Source organism: Brevibacillus porteri, assembly GCF_003013475.1.
In the GTDB taxonomy this organism is placed as follows: Bacteria; Bacillota; Bacilli; order Brevibacillales; family Brevibacillaceae; genus Brevibacillus; species Brevibacillus porteri.
On sequence record NZ_PXZO01000076.1, the window covers coordinates 1 to 15574 of the forward strand.

A 15574-nucleotide genomic window follows, 5' to 3' on the forward strand; every position below is an offset into this window, starting at 1 on the left:
CACTCCCTCCTACTCGATTAACCTGTTGGCTCTACCGATTATCCACTTTTTCCGGATACATACTAACAAGCTTCAACCCTTGATACATAAGGGTTTTTTAGTGCGTGAAATATGAGTTGTTGACGGATTGTTGACGAAAAAAAGGAGCTGCTGTGTGGCTGCTCCTCATGCATTCTTATTCTTCATTGGGATGATATTGTTAAATTTATTTGCTGCTTCTTTGTCTGCGGTTTGGAGAGCATGTCCATAAATATTCATAGTAGTGGTTATGCTGGCATGTCCTAGACGTTCAGAGATTATCTTTGCGTGAACGCCTTGGCTGATTAACAGGGATGCTGACGTGTGGCGAAGTGCATGGAAGCGTATGTATCGAAGTCCATTGTTTTTTAAAAAACGTCTAAAGTGTAAATATGGGGTTGATGGATGAAATGGTTTTCCGTCAGGGTTGCAAAATACAAAAAAGTGATTTCCACCATTCCACTTGTCACCCATCTGTAATCGCATCTTACGAGCATGAAGGTAATATTCTTTTAACTGATCAGTCAAAGCATCAGGAAGGCTAATCTTCCGCTTTGATTTTTTTGTTTTTGGTTCATTGATGATTGTTTCGCCGTTGATCCGCATAGTTATGCTCTGTTTTACTTCGATTGTTCCGTTTTCAAGGTCGATATGTTTCCATTCCAAGCCTATAATCTCTCCCCGGCGCAGGCCAGTTGTGATCGCGAAGGTAAACAACAGTCGCCAATGTATAGGCTCCTTTTCCAGAGCTTCAAAGAGAACAGCAACATCTTTTTCATCGTATACCTCAACATCTTTATACGATTCTTTGGGCTTTCTAATATCAGAAGCTGGATTCTTTTTTATGACTTTCCATTCCTCAGCCCGCTGTAAAATATTTTTGATAACACGGAATATATCTAATTGTTCCTGGCGCTAAACATCCTTCCTGCCCATCTTGCCGGCTACCCGAATCACCCAATTCAGAAATGAACCTCACAATATGAAACGGTTTTATTTGATCTAACCGCATATGCCCAAAAACAGGAAGAATGCGTCTTTTAAGGTAGCCCATATAAATGTCTCGCGTTTTTGGTCCAAGTTCTTTTGATGCAAAATTTTTGTACAGGCAACTGGGGTGTCGCCTGGCAGGGTGTAAAAACAGTCTTTACTGGCATTTTTGAGACATTAGGAGCTGCACTTGCTGCACCAATCAACGCAGGAATCGATATGATCAACGCAGCGATCAGGGGTATTAACTCGATCAAAATGGATGTTCCTGAGTGGGTCCCTGGGATGGGTGGTCAAACTTTTAGTTTCAGTATTGGGGAAATACCTAAAATTGGTGGATACGCGAATGGTGGCATTGTCAGCCGACCAGAACTCGCTTGGATCGGCGAAGGCGGAGACAGTGAGGTAATTATCCCGATTAATAACTCACAGCGCTCACTTGATCTTTTGACAACCGCAAGTCGAATGTTGGGCGTGGGTGGGACGACAGCTGCTGCTGGATCGACGTCGGTTGGCGACTTTATTTTTTCTCCGACCTATAACTTTTATGGGAACGCTGACCAATCGTCGGTTAAGCAGATGGAAAACGCAACACGGAGCGACTTTGAACGGGAGTTCAACGAATACAAGCGCCAGATGGGGAGGGTGGTATTTGCGTGACGAAAACATACAACACCATTCAAGGCGATATGTGGGACACAATCGCCTACAAAACGCTTGGCAGTGAGTACCACATGACCGCCTTGATCGATGCCAAACCCAAACATCGCGAGACGGTCATTTTTTCTGGTGGCATAACCTTGGCCATCCCTGAAATAGCTGAACCTGAACCGGAGACGCTACCACCGTGGAAGAGAGGAGGAGACTGATGAGCAATACGCGCCGGACACACTTGGAACTCAAATATGAAAACATGGATATCTCCGCAGACCTGCAGCCGGATTTGAAGAGTTGGACTTATACGGATAATCTCAGCGGGCAAGCAGATGATATTCAAATCACGCTGGTGGATACGGCACATAAATGGATCGGCTCTTGGATGCCAAGTACTGGTGCAGTCCTGAAAGGTGCGATTATTCGCGAGAATTTTGAATCGGAAGGGAAGTCCGATAAACTCCCTTTGGGGCAATTTGAAATCGATACGGTCGATTTTAACTTCCCACCGAGCGAGGTCACGATAAAGGGGATTTCCGTACCGGAATCCTCTTCCTTGCGCGGACAAGCAAAAAGCCAGGCGTGGGAGAAAACAAAACTCTCCGTCATCGCGGGAGACAAGGCAAAGAAAGCAAGTTTGAAGCTGCTTTTTGATGTGGACGAGAATCCTGAATACGATAGGATCGAGCAAACAGAAGAGACAGACCTTTCTTTTATTGTTCGGTTGTGTAATGATGCAGGGCTATGCGTAAAGGTCACAGGTACGCACTTGGTCATCTTGGATGAAGCGAAATACGAGCGTCAGACATCGATCACCACAATTAATAAGAACGCAGCGATCAAAAGCTTCAAAGGTAGTACGACATCAACCGGTATGTATCGCTCGTGCCGAGTTGAGTTTCATGATCCAAAGAAAAAGAAGAAGATCAAGGCAGTGTTTACGCCACCGAATGCCCCTAAAACCGGCCGTGAGCTATTCATCAATCAGAAAGTTGAATCCATCGCTGAAGCTATGCGCTTAGCGAAAAAAAAGCTACGCGAAGCCAACAAGAACGCTGTTAAAGTCTCTCTTTCTGTGGTGGGAGATCCATTATATGTTGCAGGTATCACCCTTGATTTGAATGACTTCGGGTTATTTGACGGAAAGTACATTGTCACACAAGCCACACACAGTCAACAGAGCGGATATGATACCTCGCTGCAGTTGCGCAGATGTTTGGAGGGATATTGATGCAAGGGATGGTTCAATCTGTTTTGAAAAACCTCATCAGGGTCGGTATCGTCTCCTCTGTAGACTATCGCAAGGGTACGGCAAAAGTAACTTTTGACGACCGGGATGAGTTAACCTCCTATGACCTGGATGTCCTCGTGAAGAATTCTTTTCATAATAAAGACTATTGGCTCCCTGATCCAGAGGAGCAAGTGCTTTGCTTGTTCCTCCCGATTGGTAATGCTCAGGGCTTTATTTTGGGATCTCTATATTCACTGGAAGATAAGCTCCCTATCAAGAACGAAAACAAGCGACATATACGGTTTGGAGACGGTACGTTTATTGACTACGACCGCGAAACGCATACCCTCACGATCGATTTCCTGCACCCTGAAGGCGGTCATATTGTCATAAACAACGCGAAGGTGACCTATAACGAAACGACACAGCGAGGTGAACCAGAATGGCGGTCATCGGAAGTTTTGGAGACTTGATTTTTGAAGTTTCTGCCGACCGGATTCGAACCTTTGACGAATTCTCTCGTTCTGCTTCGGGGCGCTGGACAGCCCATGAAATTATTGGTCGTAAGCCGATCTCTGAGTTTGCGGGGCCTGCGCTGGATACAGTCAGCTTTAAAATGCGATTTGATGTTCGTTTCGGTCTGAATCCAAAGACGGAGATGGATAGATTGCTTGCACTTTGCCGTGAGGGCCGGGCTGAAACACTCATCATTGGTGGAACGGCCATCGGCATGCATAAATGGGTTATTACTTCTGTCAAGCAAGGGTGGAAGCAGTTTGATGGAGCAGGTCGTGTCCTTATCGGTGAGGTTGACGTGACCATGGAAGAGTACATGAGGAGGTGATTGGGATGAACGAGCAAAAAGAAACCGCAAAACAAACGGCGTCTGTCACAATGTTAGAGCTAGTAGGCTTAGATAATTGTCAGGTAGCTTTGAAATTGTATGACCTGATCAATGATAAGCCGTTAGATGACCTGCTTGAAATTGGAGAATACCTCAAAATTGTTGCAATAAATAAGAAGGGTTAATACGGCTCATTGAGTTTGACACTTACAAGGGGGACAGCTAGAAAACTCAAATTTACAAAGTAAGGAGAATTTGTTCAAAAATATATAAATTCAACTATTTTCAGGATAAATTAACCAAAATATAGGAAAAAGTGTTTTAATTACCAGTTAAATTATGGTATAAATTTAATGTGATTATTTGTTGTATTATGAATAATCACATCGGATACTTCATATATGTAGGAGGATAACCATGAGAAAACATATTTTATCTTTACTTGCAGTCCCACTAGCAATCATGGCAGTAGTATCACCTGTTAGTGCATCAAGTAATTTCGTATCTTTAGGTGTTAAGAATGTTAAACAAAGTCAGACAAACTGGTGTTGGGCTGCAACATCTCAATCTGTCTTAGATTATTACAATATATTTTCTATACAAGATGGGATTGTAAAGGTTGTTAAAGGAAAGGTAGTGAATAGGACTGCTACTGTTGATGAGGTGCAAGAAGGATTAAGAGAATATGGACTAGATTCATCAGCAACTGGCAGTTTATCATTTAGCGAATTAAAAAGTGAGCTGAATGCTGATGACCCTGTTTTAGCTGGTATTCAATATAAAGATGGAGGAGGTCATATGGTCGTTATTGATGGATATGAGGAGGATGGAAGATCAAAATATATTGAGTACATGGATCCAGCAAAGGGTTCACATGTAGTCAAATCGTATTCATCTTTTAAGGATAACTCCAGTCAAGAATGGTTTGAATCGATTTATAATTTTTCTAAGTAAGGGACATATAATATCTATAAGGAGAGACATAATATGAAACCAACAAAAGGTATAATTATAGCAGGACTTTTAGCGTTGAGTTTTGGGATAGTTGGAAATAGCTTTGCCTCTGAAACTGGTACTAATAAAGCTTTGAATGATTATAAAAGAATAATGCAAAATAAGAATAGTATGAATAAATCTAGTGCCTTAAAAAGCAGTTCTCTCGATGAATTAACTGTTTCCAATTTTTCAGTACCGAAATTTAATTTATTACCTGCTCAGGAAATTTTGGATTACGATGGAGAAAACCTTAAAGATTTACTAGTAGATAATAAAGAAAAATTATCTTTTATGATGAATGGCAAACAAGCTGAAGGAATTATTATTGCAAATGAAACAGAACCTCTCACAATGGGTGCGCCAGAATATGGAGAAGAAATGTATAAGTTATATAATTCTATAGAACTTGACCGCACTAGTGAGATATACTACTTTGAAGCACGAGGTGGAGGGGCTTTCTTAATTGTAGATGAAAACACTGAATCCATTTATTTAAGCAATTTCACAGCATCTATTTTTGATTTGAGTCCACATGAAGAATATTCAGCTTCTACAATTATTGAAAAACTTAAAGAGAATGCCGAAATCCCTAAAGGTCAATATGGTGGTTCAGTAGAATCACTAGGGAATATTATTCCAGCTGATTCATCCAATAAGTAAAAAACGTGGTCGGGGTTATTACAACCTCGGCCTTTAATATTTTCTTACTCATGCAACATTCCGGTTGAACTGGTACGGTTCGAGAACGAACAATTTCGACAGGGGATGGAAAGTACTACCAATACCAGAGAGTAGGTGAGCAGGATGACAGAATACGAAGTGACAACAGATCAAAACCCAATTGATTTTGGAGCGGACGGACCACATGCGATTATACAGAATATCCGTATGATTATGGCCTCACCAGCCTACTCTTGCCCAATGGATCGCGGCTTTGCTTGGAGTCCTGATGTCGATTCCCCGTTACCAATTGCACAAGCTCGAACAGCAGCAAGGATCACTGAGGCTATCCACACCAACGAACCGCGTGCGGAAGTGGTCAGTGTTAAGTTTGAGGGAGATGGTCTCGAAGGACTGTTGAAACCGCGAGTGAAAGTGAGGATTCGCGATGGCACGATTTAATATGCCCGATATCACCATTGTAGAGAAATCTCCAGAGAAAATTGAGAATGAAGCGGTAGCTATTTTTGAATCGGAAACCAAAATCAAGCTTGTACCTGCTGATCCACGGCGGAAATTTATGCAGGTGATCATTGCTCTTTTGGCGCAGCAAAGAAGCAATATTGACTTTGCAGCCAAGCAAACCTTGTTAGCCTATGCGATCAGTGATAATCTCGATCACCTTGGTGTTCCCAGCGATACACCACGTCTGGAACCTTCATTCGCGAAGACTACTCAGCGGTTCCATCTTTCTGTTGCACAACCTCAAACAATACCGAAGGGGACGCGAGTTACAGCTGGTGACGGCGTCTTTTTTGCTGTTCAGCAAGACATGCCAGTCCAGATTGGCCAGTTATTTGTGGATGTAGAGGTCTGGTGTACAGAGGCTGGGGATTCTGGCAATGGATATGTGCCTGGCGAGTTGAATCAATTGGTTGACCCACTCCGTTGGGTGGCAAAGGTGGAAAACCTCACGAAAAGTGAAGGCGGCGCAGATTGGGAGGAAGATGATCCCTATGCAGATCGTATCCGTCAGGCTCCTGAAAAGTTTTCAGTTGCTGGACCGGATGGAGCCTATATTTATTGGGCGCGAACGGCAAGCTCGTTGATTGTGGATGTATCGGTGAGAAGCCCGTCTCCTGGAGTCGTGGAGATCCGTCCCTTGTTGAAAGGGGGAAATATTCCGGGACAAGAGATTTTGGATATGGTTCAGGAGAAATGCAATGACCGGAAAGTCCGGCCATTAACCGATCAGGTCCAAGTAATCGCGCCGGAAATCGTGCATTACGACCTAAAGGTGACTTATTGGATCGCCATTGATAAAAGTACAATAGCTACGAGCATCCAAACAGACGTACAGCAAGCTATCGAGGCTTACAAGCTATGGCAAAAATCGAAGCTTGGCAGAGACATCGATTCTTCTGAATTGATTGCCCGAATAAAGAATGCAGGTGCAAAACGGGTCATAGTAACACTGCCTGCCTATCAAAAACTTGAACCCTACCAAGTCGCAAAAGAAAATGTGGTCTCAGTAACCTATGGAGGGCTGGAAGATGATTGATATCTACAATATCTCCCTACTCGACATCCTGCCTGACAGTCTCAAGAACGACAAGGATATGGTCGCGATGGCCAAGGCATTCACTCCTGAGCTGCAATCCCTATTTAGAGAGGCGAAGCTATGCATGCTGCTACGGAATATCGATCACCTTTCCTCCGAACTGGTGGACCATCTGGCGTGGGAATTACACGTTGACTTCTACGATCCGGAATTGCCCCTGGAAGTGCGCCGCCTATTAGTGAAAAACAGTATACCGTGGCATCGGACAAAAGGAACTCCTGCAGCTGTGGAGGAGCTGATTACCACAGTTTTTGGCGATGGTCGGGTAGAGGAATGGTTTGAGTACGGTGGCCAGCCTTATTATTTCAAAGTGATCACCAACAATCGAGATGTAACGACGGAACAAGCACTCATGTTTACGCGGGCGCTCAATTCCGTAAAGAACACTCGCTCATGGCTTGAAAAAATCGAGATATCGCAAGTAGAAGATCTTAATCTGTATTTTGCAGGAATCATTCACACGGGCGATAAGATTACATTGTGGCAGGTGAATTAGATGGGGGCTTTTGGTGGTATCACCTTAACGAACAAAGGACGAAATTTACAGGCAAAAGCTCAGACAGGCGTGGAATTAAAATTTACCCGTTTCGGCATGGGGGATGGCCAACTGAGCGGTCAAAGTATTGTTGACCTTAATGCTTTAATTAATCAAAAACAGTCGCTTGGAATCGCAAAACTGAAGACAATGCCAGGCGGAAAAGCAGTCGCTGGAACAGTCATCAGTAACAAAGATTTAACCACGGGGTTTTATTTCCGCGAAATCGGGCTATTTGCTCAGGATCCAACTGAAGGAGAAATCTTGTACGGTTACGCAAATGGCGGACCTACTGCAGAGTTCATCCCAGCAAATGGCGGAAGTGAACTCATCGAAAAAACATTCGATGTTGTCATGATTATTGGCAATGCGCCAAATGTTAGTGCTGTCTTGGATACTTCTCTGATCTGGGAAACGCCAGAAGGCGCTCAGGACAAAGTGAACGTCCACGCAAACAGGCAAGACAATCCGCATAAGGTAACGGCAGAACAGGTAGGGGCTGCTAAAGCGGATCACACCCATAATAATACTACGACATCGTTGCCCGGATTTATGAGTGTGTCAGACAAGATCAAGCTAGATAGCATACAAAAGGATGCAATCAAAAAAGGAACTGCTGATACCTTGTATGCTCCTTTTAATCATGTGGGAGCAGGTGGCAGTGCTCATGCACGGGCGACAGCAACAGCTGATGGCTTTATGTCCTCAGAGGATAAAGATAGCAATCAGTCTTTTAGGAAATACCGTAGCGGATTTGATGCGGTTTCACAGGTGTACACGAGTGTAGAATACAAACGAAAAGACGGTACTTTATTTATGAAGTCTGTTCTATCTAGCAAAGTAGGTGACAACTACACGGTCGATACACGAACCTTTTATGGGACTAATGGAACGACTGTCAGACGGACAGAAGTGTGGGACATCACCTACGATGCCCAGCGAAACCCTGTAAACGAGGTGCTCCGATGAATAATTTTGGTGATGTACTACGTGATCATGGCATAGGCTTGGGCAAGTACAAGATTGGCGGGACTATTGGGGTTTCGAATCTGAACGTGCCGCATGTTCTATTTACTTTCGGGGAAGAGGCATCATGGGTAAGGGCGGTAGACTCGTTGGGGAATCTTTATATCTCTGACGTATCTTCCAGCGGCAATAACCTTATTAAATACGACTCTCAACTCAATGAAATTTGGAGGGCGAGAATATACCCAACAGAGGCACTAAATCACCCTAGTATTATGCGAGTGGTAATGGGCAAAGACGATACTCCATGGATTCAGTTAGCGTTTCAAAAGAAAGATTTCAACTATTATGTTGGTTTTTTCAAAGTCAATAAATCAACTGGTGCCATTGAAATTGGAAAAGATTTTCAAGTCGGTCAAACAGAGAGCGATTACTGGAATTTTGCCGTTGATCAGTCAGTGGCAGATGTCCTGTATATTGCAGAGTGTAAACGGTCGGCTTCAACAGCAGAAATTAGGAAAACAAACTTATCGAGTAAAACTGTCGAATGGACATACCAACTAGGGTATTCTTTCTCTGTTCCTTCGCTGATTGCTCATGCAAACGGCTCATTGTATGTTGCTGCCCAAACAGGATACATTCACCGCATAAACACGTCAAATGCAACGGAGTACTACAAAAGATTAGTTCCTCTTGGAAAGGGGTTGGATGTCGATGCGGAAGGCAATGTGTATTCCAGTGGCTACGATTCAGGTTACAAAATCGTTTCACTTAACCTAAGTGGCAGTATCCGTTGGACCTACCTGTCGAGCGTGGAAACATCATCCATAGCTGTTTCTAAGGATGGGAAGTTTTTATACTCGACATCGGCTGTTACTGGGTACGTTAGAGATGATAGATTAGAAAAGCTTAATGCTTTAACCGGTACACTTTTAAAAGCAATCAGGCCAGCAGGTAGGAAATTCGGTGTTATAACTTCTCCCAACGGTGACGTATTTATGTCCCACAAAGACTCCACCGTTCCAACGCCTGTTTGTTTGCGTGAAACGTTTAAAATTCTTAATTGAAAGGAGTGAATGGTATGAAATACGTGGAGTTTGTCGCTGAATCTAGTGTGCGTGCAAAAGTGGTGTTTATCCATTCAAACCCTTTTGATCCGATCAATGGATTACAAAAAAGTGAAGAAGAATCGCTTAAAACGGGGGAGCTCGTTGAAGAAATACCTGCTGCAAGTTCTCAGCACGGTAAGTCAGCACAGTTGTATTTCAATCCGACTACCAAAAAGTTTTGGTACGAATACGTCGATATACCTGTCGAGCGAACCACTGATGATGAACTTAAGACCGTTGTTGAACAACAAAAAGCAGCACTAACAGATGCACACGATGCAATTGCTTATCAGGGAGAGGAAATTATGCTGCTTAAACAAGAAGTCGAAGCCCTAAAAGGAGGACAAGCATAATGGTAAAGGATTACATGGTTAAGGTGTATGCCTTTCTGATTGAAACAAAACGCCGTGAAATTAAGTCACTCCCAGAGGAATACAAGGTTCCTGTTGCAGAGTATCTTGTTCAGCAAATCGAAAAGCCTACAGTTTAAACGCCCTTCTCCAAAAGCGAAGAGGCGTTTTTTCATGGGAGCTGCTAATGCGGCTCCCTAATTTTTTTTGAGAGAAGGCGGTTAACTTGAAAGAATGGTTTTTATCGGGCGTAATCGGCGCTTTTTTACTATCAGCTTTTCATTTCCTTTATGGCGAGGGCCCGGCTAGATACCTTGCGATGACCCTTTTTGGATTACTCATTACCATGGATTGGATCGCTGGATTCCGAGCATCGAAAATAGACGGTTCTTACGCCTCTGAGTATGGCATAAACGGTGCATTTCGAACTACGTTCATTCTCCTTATGCCAGCAATCGGAAACCTTGTAGATAATGTAGCAGGTATGCCAGGAACCGCATTTGGGTTTCTACTCGCTGCATTTGGTCTGCATATCTGGAAGAGCATGACTGCCAACGTTATACGCGCAGGGTGGGATAAATGGGTACCCGGGTGGGCCATGAACGCTGTGTCAGATGAGGTAGAACACAAGCTTGCAAGAGCAATGAAGCGTAGACAAGACAAGGACAAGTATCTAGGTGGTAAACAACAATGAGCCAACAATCCTTTATTGAAAAAATCGCTCGCACAAGAGGAAATGAAGCGCAGCGGTGTGCCGGCTTCTTTGACAATAGCACAGGCCATCCTGGAATCAGGATGGGGAACATCCGAGTTGGCAACAAAAGCAAACAACCTGTTTGGAATCAAAGGAACAGGACCCGCAGGCATCTATCAAAAGGTCTCACCAGAATATGTAGACAGCAAGAGAATCGAAAAATCATCAGATTTCCGGAAGTACAACACTTGGCAGGAAAGCATAGAGGATCATACAGCCAAACTGTTAGAACCCAAATACGCAAAGGTGGTGGGTGCAAGCTACATAGCTGCTTGCCACGCCGTACAAGACGCAGAATATGCAACCGATCCTAATTATGCTCAAGAGCTAATCAAGCGGATCGAGAAGTACAAGCTTTATCAGTACGATTTACAAGGAGGACAAATCATGCCACTCCCCATACTCATTATTGATCCAGGACACGGTGGAAGTGACCCCGGAGTAGTCGGTGCAAATGGACTCAAAGAAAAAGACCTCAACTTACAAATTAGCTTGTATCAATACGCAAGGTTTCAGTCGTTAGGTGTACCAGTGATTCTTACACGCGCATCCGATATCGCACTGACGCCAGAACGACGAACAAAACTGGTTCGAGAAAGCGGAGCCAAGTTTTGTATCTCCAATCACATTAATGCGGGCGGAGGTGATGGAGCTGAGACGATCTACTCTATCCATTCTGATGGTAAACTTGCAAATAAAATAGCAGAAGCTCTTAGCACGTCTGGACAAAATGTCAGACGTGTTTTTTCTAGACAGGGCAAACCGAATTACGACTATTACTTCATGCATCGCCAAACCGGGAATGTAGAGACAGTCATTGTCGAATATGGCTTCATTGACTCGAAGCAGGATGATGTAGAGCAAATTCAGAGGGACTGGAAGATATGGTCTGAGTCGATTGTGAAAAATTTCTGCGACTTTATTGGCGTTCCTTACAAGTCACCCGCAGAAAATCCACAACCAGATAAAAAACCTGTTGATAAACCTGTGGATAAAGTTTCCATTGAGGTCAATGGCAAAGCGCTGCCAGTGCAAGGATACCTCAACAATGGCGTATCAACCCTGCCAGTACGAGCAGTTTCAGAGGCTGCAGGTGTCACGCCAGGCTGGTGCCCTGACAACAAGGCCGTGACTGTTAACGGCAAGCAGCTGACCGTCACTATCGGAGCTGGAACGTCCTATGCACCGGCTCGAGAGATTGCTGCAGCACTTGCCATGCAGGTGGAGTGGATCCAAGAAACCAGGACCGTAAAACTGAAAGGATGAGTTTCATGGATAAAACAAACAAAAAGAAACAGGGAGTTTTGATGATCGTTGGAGGAGCCCTTGCAATTGTAGGAGCAGGGTACGGATTACTGACAGATGAGCAAGCCAAGGCGATCCAGCCAAGGCGATCCAGCAGGCTTTTGAGTTACTACTAGCTGCATTCTAAAAGCGACAGCCCTCCTTCCGGTTAAACGGGGGAGGGTTTTTTTAAAAGCAAATTGAGTTTAAACAACACGTTTCAAGAAGCTTAGGAAGGAGGAAACTCAAGCCAGATTGTCAAATGGTAGTAGGATATAAAAAAAAAATTATATCTATATATTGCCAGTATTGGTTTTGTTTTATATAATTCTAAAGCATGCATGCGATTGGTGTTCACCTAAATCTATCTTAATTATACTAGAGGTGAAATTGTGAGTTTTATTAAAAAGATAAATAGCATAGTATTAGCTTTATCCTTAACCACTGTAGCAATTCTTACGCCAACTGCAGCAGCTTATGCAGAAGAGCGAGGCGAAGTTTCTAAGTTAGCAAAGAAGAGTCAACAAGTCGAGCTAACAGAAGAAGAAGCTGCAACAGAAGAAGAAGCTGCAACAGAGGAAGAAGCTGCAACAGAGGAAGAAGCTGCAACAGAAGAAGCTGCAACAGAGGAAGAAGCTCTATCTGAAGAAGAAGCGGAGCAACCAGAATTAAGAGCAGTTGGTGTTATTGTCAGGATTTTAATAAGAGGATCAATTATGTATTGGAAATATAAAAAGTATGAAGAAAAGTTTGAGAGTGTAAGCGAGTCTTTTGTGAAAAAAGCAGTTGAGAAAGTATATGAGGATGATCTCAGTCCTAGAGATTATGATAGGTGGGACGATGTAAAAGAGGATACAGATTTAGATTCAACTCGTCTTGCAAGTGGTAAATATATTTACTTAGAATTTGGAGATCCTGATACATATGGACTGACACATATTCTTGCAAGGCACCATCCAAAATATTGGACAAATGATGGCGGTCATAACAGTGATGATACTTTATCAATGTTTGATCCAGATACAGAAATAAAAGAAATAGAAACGATTGTTCATAAAATTGTTAATTATAGTACTAGTAAAGTTGATAATAAAGAAGAGATGCTGAAAAATTATAATAATGACGACAGAATAGCTTATGTTGGATATCATAAGGATAAAGAATATAAGCTAATAGTGAGTGGTAATAAAGTTATTACACTATATCCAAATGGTTGGAATGAAGTAGAATAAATTTGGGTAATAAAAGTAGTCCCAGTTATTTAACTGGGACTACTTTTTCGAAAATTTTCATTCTGGGGGAACATAAGATGTTTAGTGTTCATACATATTTATTAAAGCCGAATAGAGCCATAGGTTTAGAGCTCAATATTGACCATGTGAACAAAGATATTATTCTGGAAAAGGTTGATCATTCATTTGTAGATATTCGTAATGAGAACGAAGTTAAGCACTATTTCGAAACGTATACTAAATTTTTTCGAGAAGCAATAGTAATAAAAAATAGGGATACAGTTATCTTTAATTATACATATTATGACTTAAACCTGTGGATATCTTTCTGTACTTTAATTGAGAACTTCCTATTTAATAATGAGAAGGCAACAGAAGAAACAGTTCACTTCCAAGCTAACATTTCACTAGAGAGCAAAGGTATTGATAAGGTGTTATTTACCGTAACAAAGAGGAATAAAGTTCAAGTGGAAATGGAACTTCCAAGACAAGAATTTCTTCTTTCTTTAGTTAACGGCGGATTAGATTATTACACTACAATGGGTCGTTATGGGCACAAAGATGAATCTGTTACTAGAATGCATACTCGTTTTAGCAAACTTGTACAGCAACTTGAGAAATGCTAAGACGTGAATAACTAATAATTAATTCCCCAGCGTAAATATACTTTAATTATCATGGACCGCTTTTTAACGTTGAGGACCTTATTAGCGTGACGAAGTAATTGTAAATATCTGATTGTTGAGTATATCAGATCGTATATACTAAAATATATACAACGACCAATAACCTTACATTTTCTCCTCGACATGTTCGTCGGGGATTTTTTAGTATTGAGGTGACAACAATGTTTATTTCTCCGATGTTACTCGAACAAGTCGATAAGCCCTTCTCTGATGGACGCTACGTCTTCGAGCCTAAAATAGATGGCCATCGCCTGATTCTATCCCGAAGAAACGGCGAGACGCGACTCTATACAAGACACAACAATGATGTCACGGCGAAGTACCCTGAACTCATAACAAATGGTCCTGACATCATATTGGACGGCGAGCTTGTCGTAATGGACCCAGACACAGGAATCCCGGACTTTGAGCTGACTATGCAGCGATTCCAGTCGAAACGATCACGGCTGCCGATTTCCTACGTTGTATTTGATATCCTACATTTTGATGGGGCCGACCTAAGAGGGCTTACCCTAATGGAGCGAAAAGCCGTCCTTGATCAGGCAATATCGGAATACTCCAACGATGAGCAAAATTGCGTACATTGACGGTCGAGGCGAGGACTTATGGGACGCTATTGTTGCCAGAGATATGGAGGGCATAGTCGCAAAACGAAAAGACGGGCGATACCATGCAGATAAGCGGACTGACGATTTCGTCAAGATCATCAACTATACGTATGTGGATGTTCAGATCGCTGGTTACAGCAAAGGGGATTTTGGCTGGCTCGCACACTATAATGGTCGGCCTGCAGGTGTCATTGAGCTTGGTGTGCCACCTACTCATAAGAAGGCGTTTTACGGCGTTGCGAAACAGTTGATTACTGGCGAGGATCGCGATTATGTTTACATCCAGCCTCAAATAAAAGCACGCGTCAAAATGCGGAACTGGACAAAGAGCGGCATGCTTCGTTCTCCAGTATTCGTTGATTTTGTACTGACCACATAACAAAACCCGCCCCTGTATTTAAGGACGGGTTCTTGCAATTTTTACCCAGATATTGAAACTACAATCTTTTTGAAAATCTCAGGGGCTTGCTTAATTTCGGATGCTTCAATTTTTCCAAGCAGGAATCCGTAGCCATCTACAACAGGGTATTCATCTGATTGCCGTAGTTTCTCTTCTAATGAGCCTTCCTCATAGTAAAGATCCCACGAATCATCTTCTAATTCAATGGCGATTCCCACATGCTCTTTTCCGTTGTGATCAATTTCCAGATGGTAGTGCCGTAAATCTCGATGAAAAATATCATCAAATATCACGTTAATACTGTTCAATTTTTCTCGTAATAGAGTGGAAGAAGTTTGGGGTAGTCTTATATACAACTTAAAACCAATCTTCTCCCCGCTCAATTCCATTATATCTATTTCGTTGTACATGGGCATGCTGTCGCCCAATACATTAATGACTACTTTTTTTATGTCATTATGATTTGGAAAGTCATTAAAGTATAACTCGCATAGATATCTAGTATAATCATCCGACAAAAATTAAACCTCCCTACTTTTAAGCCAACGTTTGCACAGGAATAGCCAATTAATTAATTACTACCATGGAAACTTAGGTATGTCTTTACCGAAGGGTACCTCTATAGCCCCCTAGAGA

At 42.5% G+C, this 15574-nt stretch carries 25 protein-coding genes; 22 read left to right on the forward strand and 3 right to left on the reverse strand.

Features of this window, described 5'->3' with window-relative positions; all coding sequences use genetic code 11:
- Positions 1–165: 165 nt before the first annotated feature.
- Positions 166–915, reverse strand: coding sequence for a site-specific integrase (locus C7R92_RS33055; protein WP_328140989.1), 750 nt, complete (start codon positions 913–915; stop codon positions 166–168).
- Entirely contained in the window at positions 878–1072 is a 195-nt protein-coding gene (locus tag C7R92_RS33060) for an N-terminal phage integrase SAM-like domain-containing protein (RefSeq protein WP_244195885.1), read from the reverse strand. The genes C7R92_RS33055 and C7R92_RS33060 overlap by 38 nt, the downstream gene beginning before the upstream one ends.
- Positions 1073–1107: 35 nt before the next feature.
- Here C7R92_RS33060 and C7R92_RS31325 point away from each other — a divergent pair, with 35 nt between their 5' ends.
- From C7R92_RS31325 to C7R92_RS33335, 22 genes are all read left to right on the forward strand, one after another.
- Positions 1108–1668, forward strand: coding sequence for a lysozyme family protein (locus C7R92_RS31325; RefSeq protein ID WP_146147645.1), 561 nt, complete (start codon positions 1108–1110; stop codon positions 1666–1668).
- The gene (locus C7R92_RS31330; protein ID WP_106836832.1) at positions 1665–1877 is read left to right on the forward strand and encodes a tail protein X; all 213 of its coding nucleotides are present in this window, start codon (positions 1665–1667) and stop codon (positions 1875–1877) included. The genes C7R92_RS31325 and C7R92_RS31330 overlap by 4 nt, the downstream gene beginning before the upstream one ends.
- A complete protein-coding gene (locus C7R92_RS31335; RefSeq protein WP_106836833.1) occupies positions 1877–2893 on the forward strand; it encodes a phage late control D family protein in 1017 nt (338 codons plus the stop codon). Before C7R92_RS31330 ends, C7R92_RS31335 begins: the two co-directional genes overlap by 1 nt.
- On the forward strand, positions 2893–3366 hold the full coding sequence (locus C7R92_RS31340) for a phage baseplate assembly protein V (RefSeq protein ID WP_208636251.1): 474 nt from the start codon (positions 2893–2895) through the stop codon (positions 3364–3366). Before C7R92_RS31335 ends, C7R92_RS31340 begins: the two co-directional genes overlap by 1 nt.
- Positions 3336–3737, forward strand: coding sequence for a phage tail protein (locus C7R92_RS31345; RefSeq protein WP_106836834.1), 402 nt, complete (start codon positions 3336–3338; stop codon positions 3735–3737). The genes C7R92_RS31340 and C7R92_RS31345 overlap by 31 nt, the downstream gene beginning before the upstream one ends.
- Positions 3738–3742: 5 nt before the next feature.
- Complete coding sequence (locus C7R92_RS31350; RefSeq protein WP_106836835.1) at positions 3743–3922, forward strand: hypothetical protein; 180 nt, start codon at positions 3743–3745, stop codon at positions 3920–3922.
- Between the two features lie 232 nt (positions 3923–4154).
- The gene (locus C7R92_RS31355; RefSeq protein WP_106836836.1) at positions 4155–4691 is read left to right on the forward strand and encodes a papain-like cysteine protease family protein; all 537 of its coding nucleotides are present in this window, start codon (positions 4155–4157) and stop codon (positions 4689–4691) included.
- A 33-nt stretch (positions 4692–4724) separates the two neighbouring features.
- Positions 4725–5393, forward strand: coding sequence for a hypothetical protein (locus tag C7R92_RS31360; protein ID WP_106836837.1), 669 nt, complete (start codon positions 4725–4727; stop codon positions 5391–5393).
- Positions 5394–5537: 144 nt separating this feature from the next.
- Entirely contained in the window at positions 5538–5855 is a 318-nt protein-coding gene (locus tag C7R92_RS31365; protein WP_106836838.1) for a GPW/gp25 family protein, read from the forward strand.
- A complete protein-coding gene (locus C7R92_RS31370; RefSeq protein WP_208636252.1) occupies positions 5842–6954 on the forward strand; it encodes a baseplate assembly protein in 1113 nt (370 codons plus the stop codon). The genes C7R92_RS31365 and C7R92_RS31370 overlap by 14 nt, the downstream gene beginning before the upstream one ends.
- Positions 6947–7510, forward strand: coding sequence for a phage tail protein I (locus C7R92_RS31375; protein ID WP_106836839.1), 564 nt, complete (start codon positions 6947–6949; stop codon positions 7508–7510). Before C7R92_RS31370 ends, C7R92_RS31375 begins: the two co-directional genes overlap by 8 nt.
- Positions 7511–8518 (forward strand): phage tail protein, encoded by a 1008-nt coding sequence (locus tag C7R92_RS31380; protein WP_106836840.1) that lies wholly within the window; start codon positions 7511–7513, stop codon positions 8516–8518. It abuts the gene before it with no gap.
- Positions 8515–9582: an NHL repeat-containing protein gene (locus tag C7R92_RS31385; protein ID WP_106836841.1), complete on the forward strand. Its 1068-nt coding sequence runs from the start codon at positions 8515–8517 to the stop codon at positions 9580–9582. Before C7R92_RS31380 ends, C7R92_RS31385 begins: the two co-directional genes overlap by 4 nt.
- Positions 9583–9596: 14 nt before the next feature.
- Positions 9597–9977, forward strand: coding sequence for a hypothetical protein (locus C7R92_RS31390; RefSeq protein WP_106836842.1), 381 nt, complete (start codon positions 9597–9599; stop codon positions 9975–9977).
- The gene (locus tag C7R92_RS32535; protein WP_167403246.1) at positions 9977–10114 is read left to right on the forward strand and encodes a CD1375 family protein; all 138 of its coding nucleotides are present in this window, start codon (positions 9977–9979) and stop codon (positions 10112–10114) included. The genes C7R92_RS31390 and C7R92_RS32535 overlap by 1 nt, the downstream gene beginning before the upstream one ends.
- An 86-nt stretch (positions 10115–10200) precedes the next feature.
- Positions 10201–10668, forward strand: coding sequence for a phage holin family protein (locus tag C7R92_RS31395; protein WP_106836843.1), 468 nt, complete (start codon positions 10201–10203; stop codon positions 10666–10668).
- A gap of 15 nt (positions 10669–10683) precedes the next feature.
- Positions 10684–11994, forward strand: coding sequence for a glucosaminidase domain-containing protein (locus C7R92_RS31400; RefSeq protein WP_106836844.1), 1311 nt, complete (start codon positions 10684–10686; stop codon positions 11992–11994).
- Between the two features lie 5 nt (positions 11995–11999).
- On the forward strand, positions 12000–12149 hold the full coding sequence (locus C7R92_RS32175; RefSeq protein ID WP_158265788.1) for a hypothetical protein: 150 nt from the start codon (positions 12000–12002) through the stop codon (positions 12147–12149).
- A 255-nt stretch (positions 12150–12404) separates the two neighbouring features.
- Positions 12405–13244 carry a hypothetical protein gene (locus C7R92_RS31405; protein ID WP_106836845.1) on the forward strand — a complete coding sequence of 280 codons (840 nt, stop codon included), beginning with the start codon at positions 12405–12407 and terminating at the stop codon, positions 13242–13244.
- A gap of 77 nt (positions 13245–13321) precedes the next feature.
- The gene (locus tag C7R92_RS31410) at positions 13322–13870 is read left to right on the forward strand and encodes a hypothetical protein (protein WP_106836846.1); all 549 of its coding nucleotides are present in this window, start codon (positions 13322–13324) and stop codon (positions 13868–13870) included.
- Between the two features lie 221 nt (positions 13871–14091).
- Entirely contained in the window at positions 14092–14517 is a 426-nt protein-coding gene (locus C7R92_RS33330) for an ATP-dependent DNA ligase (RefSeq protein WP_328140987.1), read from the forward strand.
- Positions 14495–14917, forward strand: coding sequence for a hypothetical protein (locus C7R92_RS33335; protein WP_328139141.1), 423 nt, complete (start codon positions 14495–14497; stop codon positions 14915–14917). Before C7R92_RS33330 ends, C7R92_RS33335 begins: the two co-directional genes overlap by 23 nt.
- A gap of 41 nt (positions 14918–14958) precedes the next feature.
- On the opposite strand, the gene C7R92_RS31420 is transcribed toward C7R92_RS33335, so the two are convergent.
- Positions 14959–15456, reverse strand: a complete 498-nt coding sequence (locus tag C7R92_RS31420; protein WP_106836847.1) for a hypothetical protein — start codon at positions 15454–15456, stop codon at positions 14959–14961.
- Positions 15457–15574 lie beyond the last annotated feature (118 nt).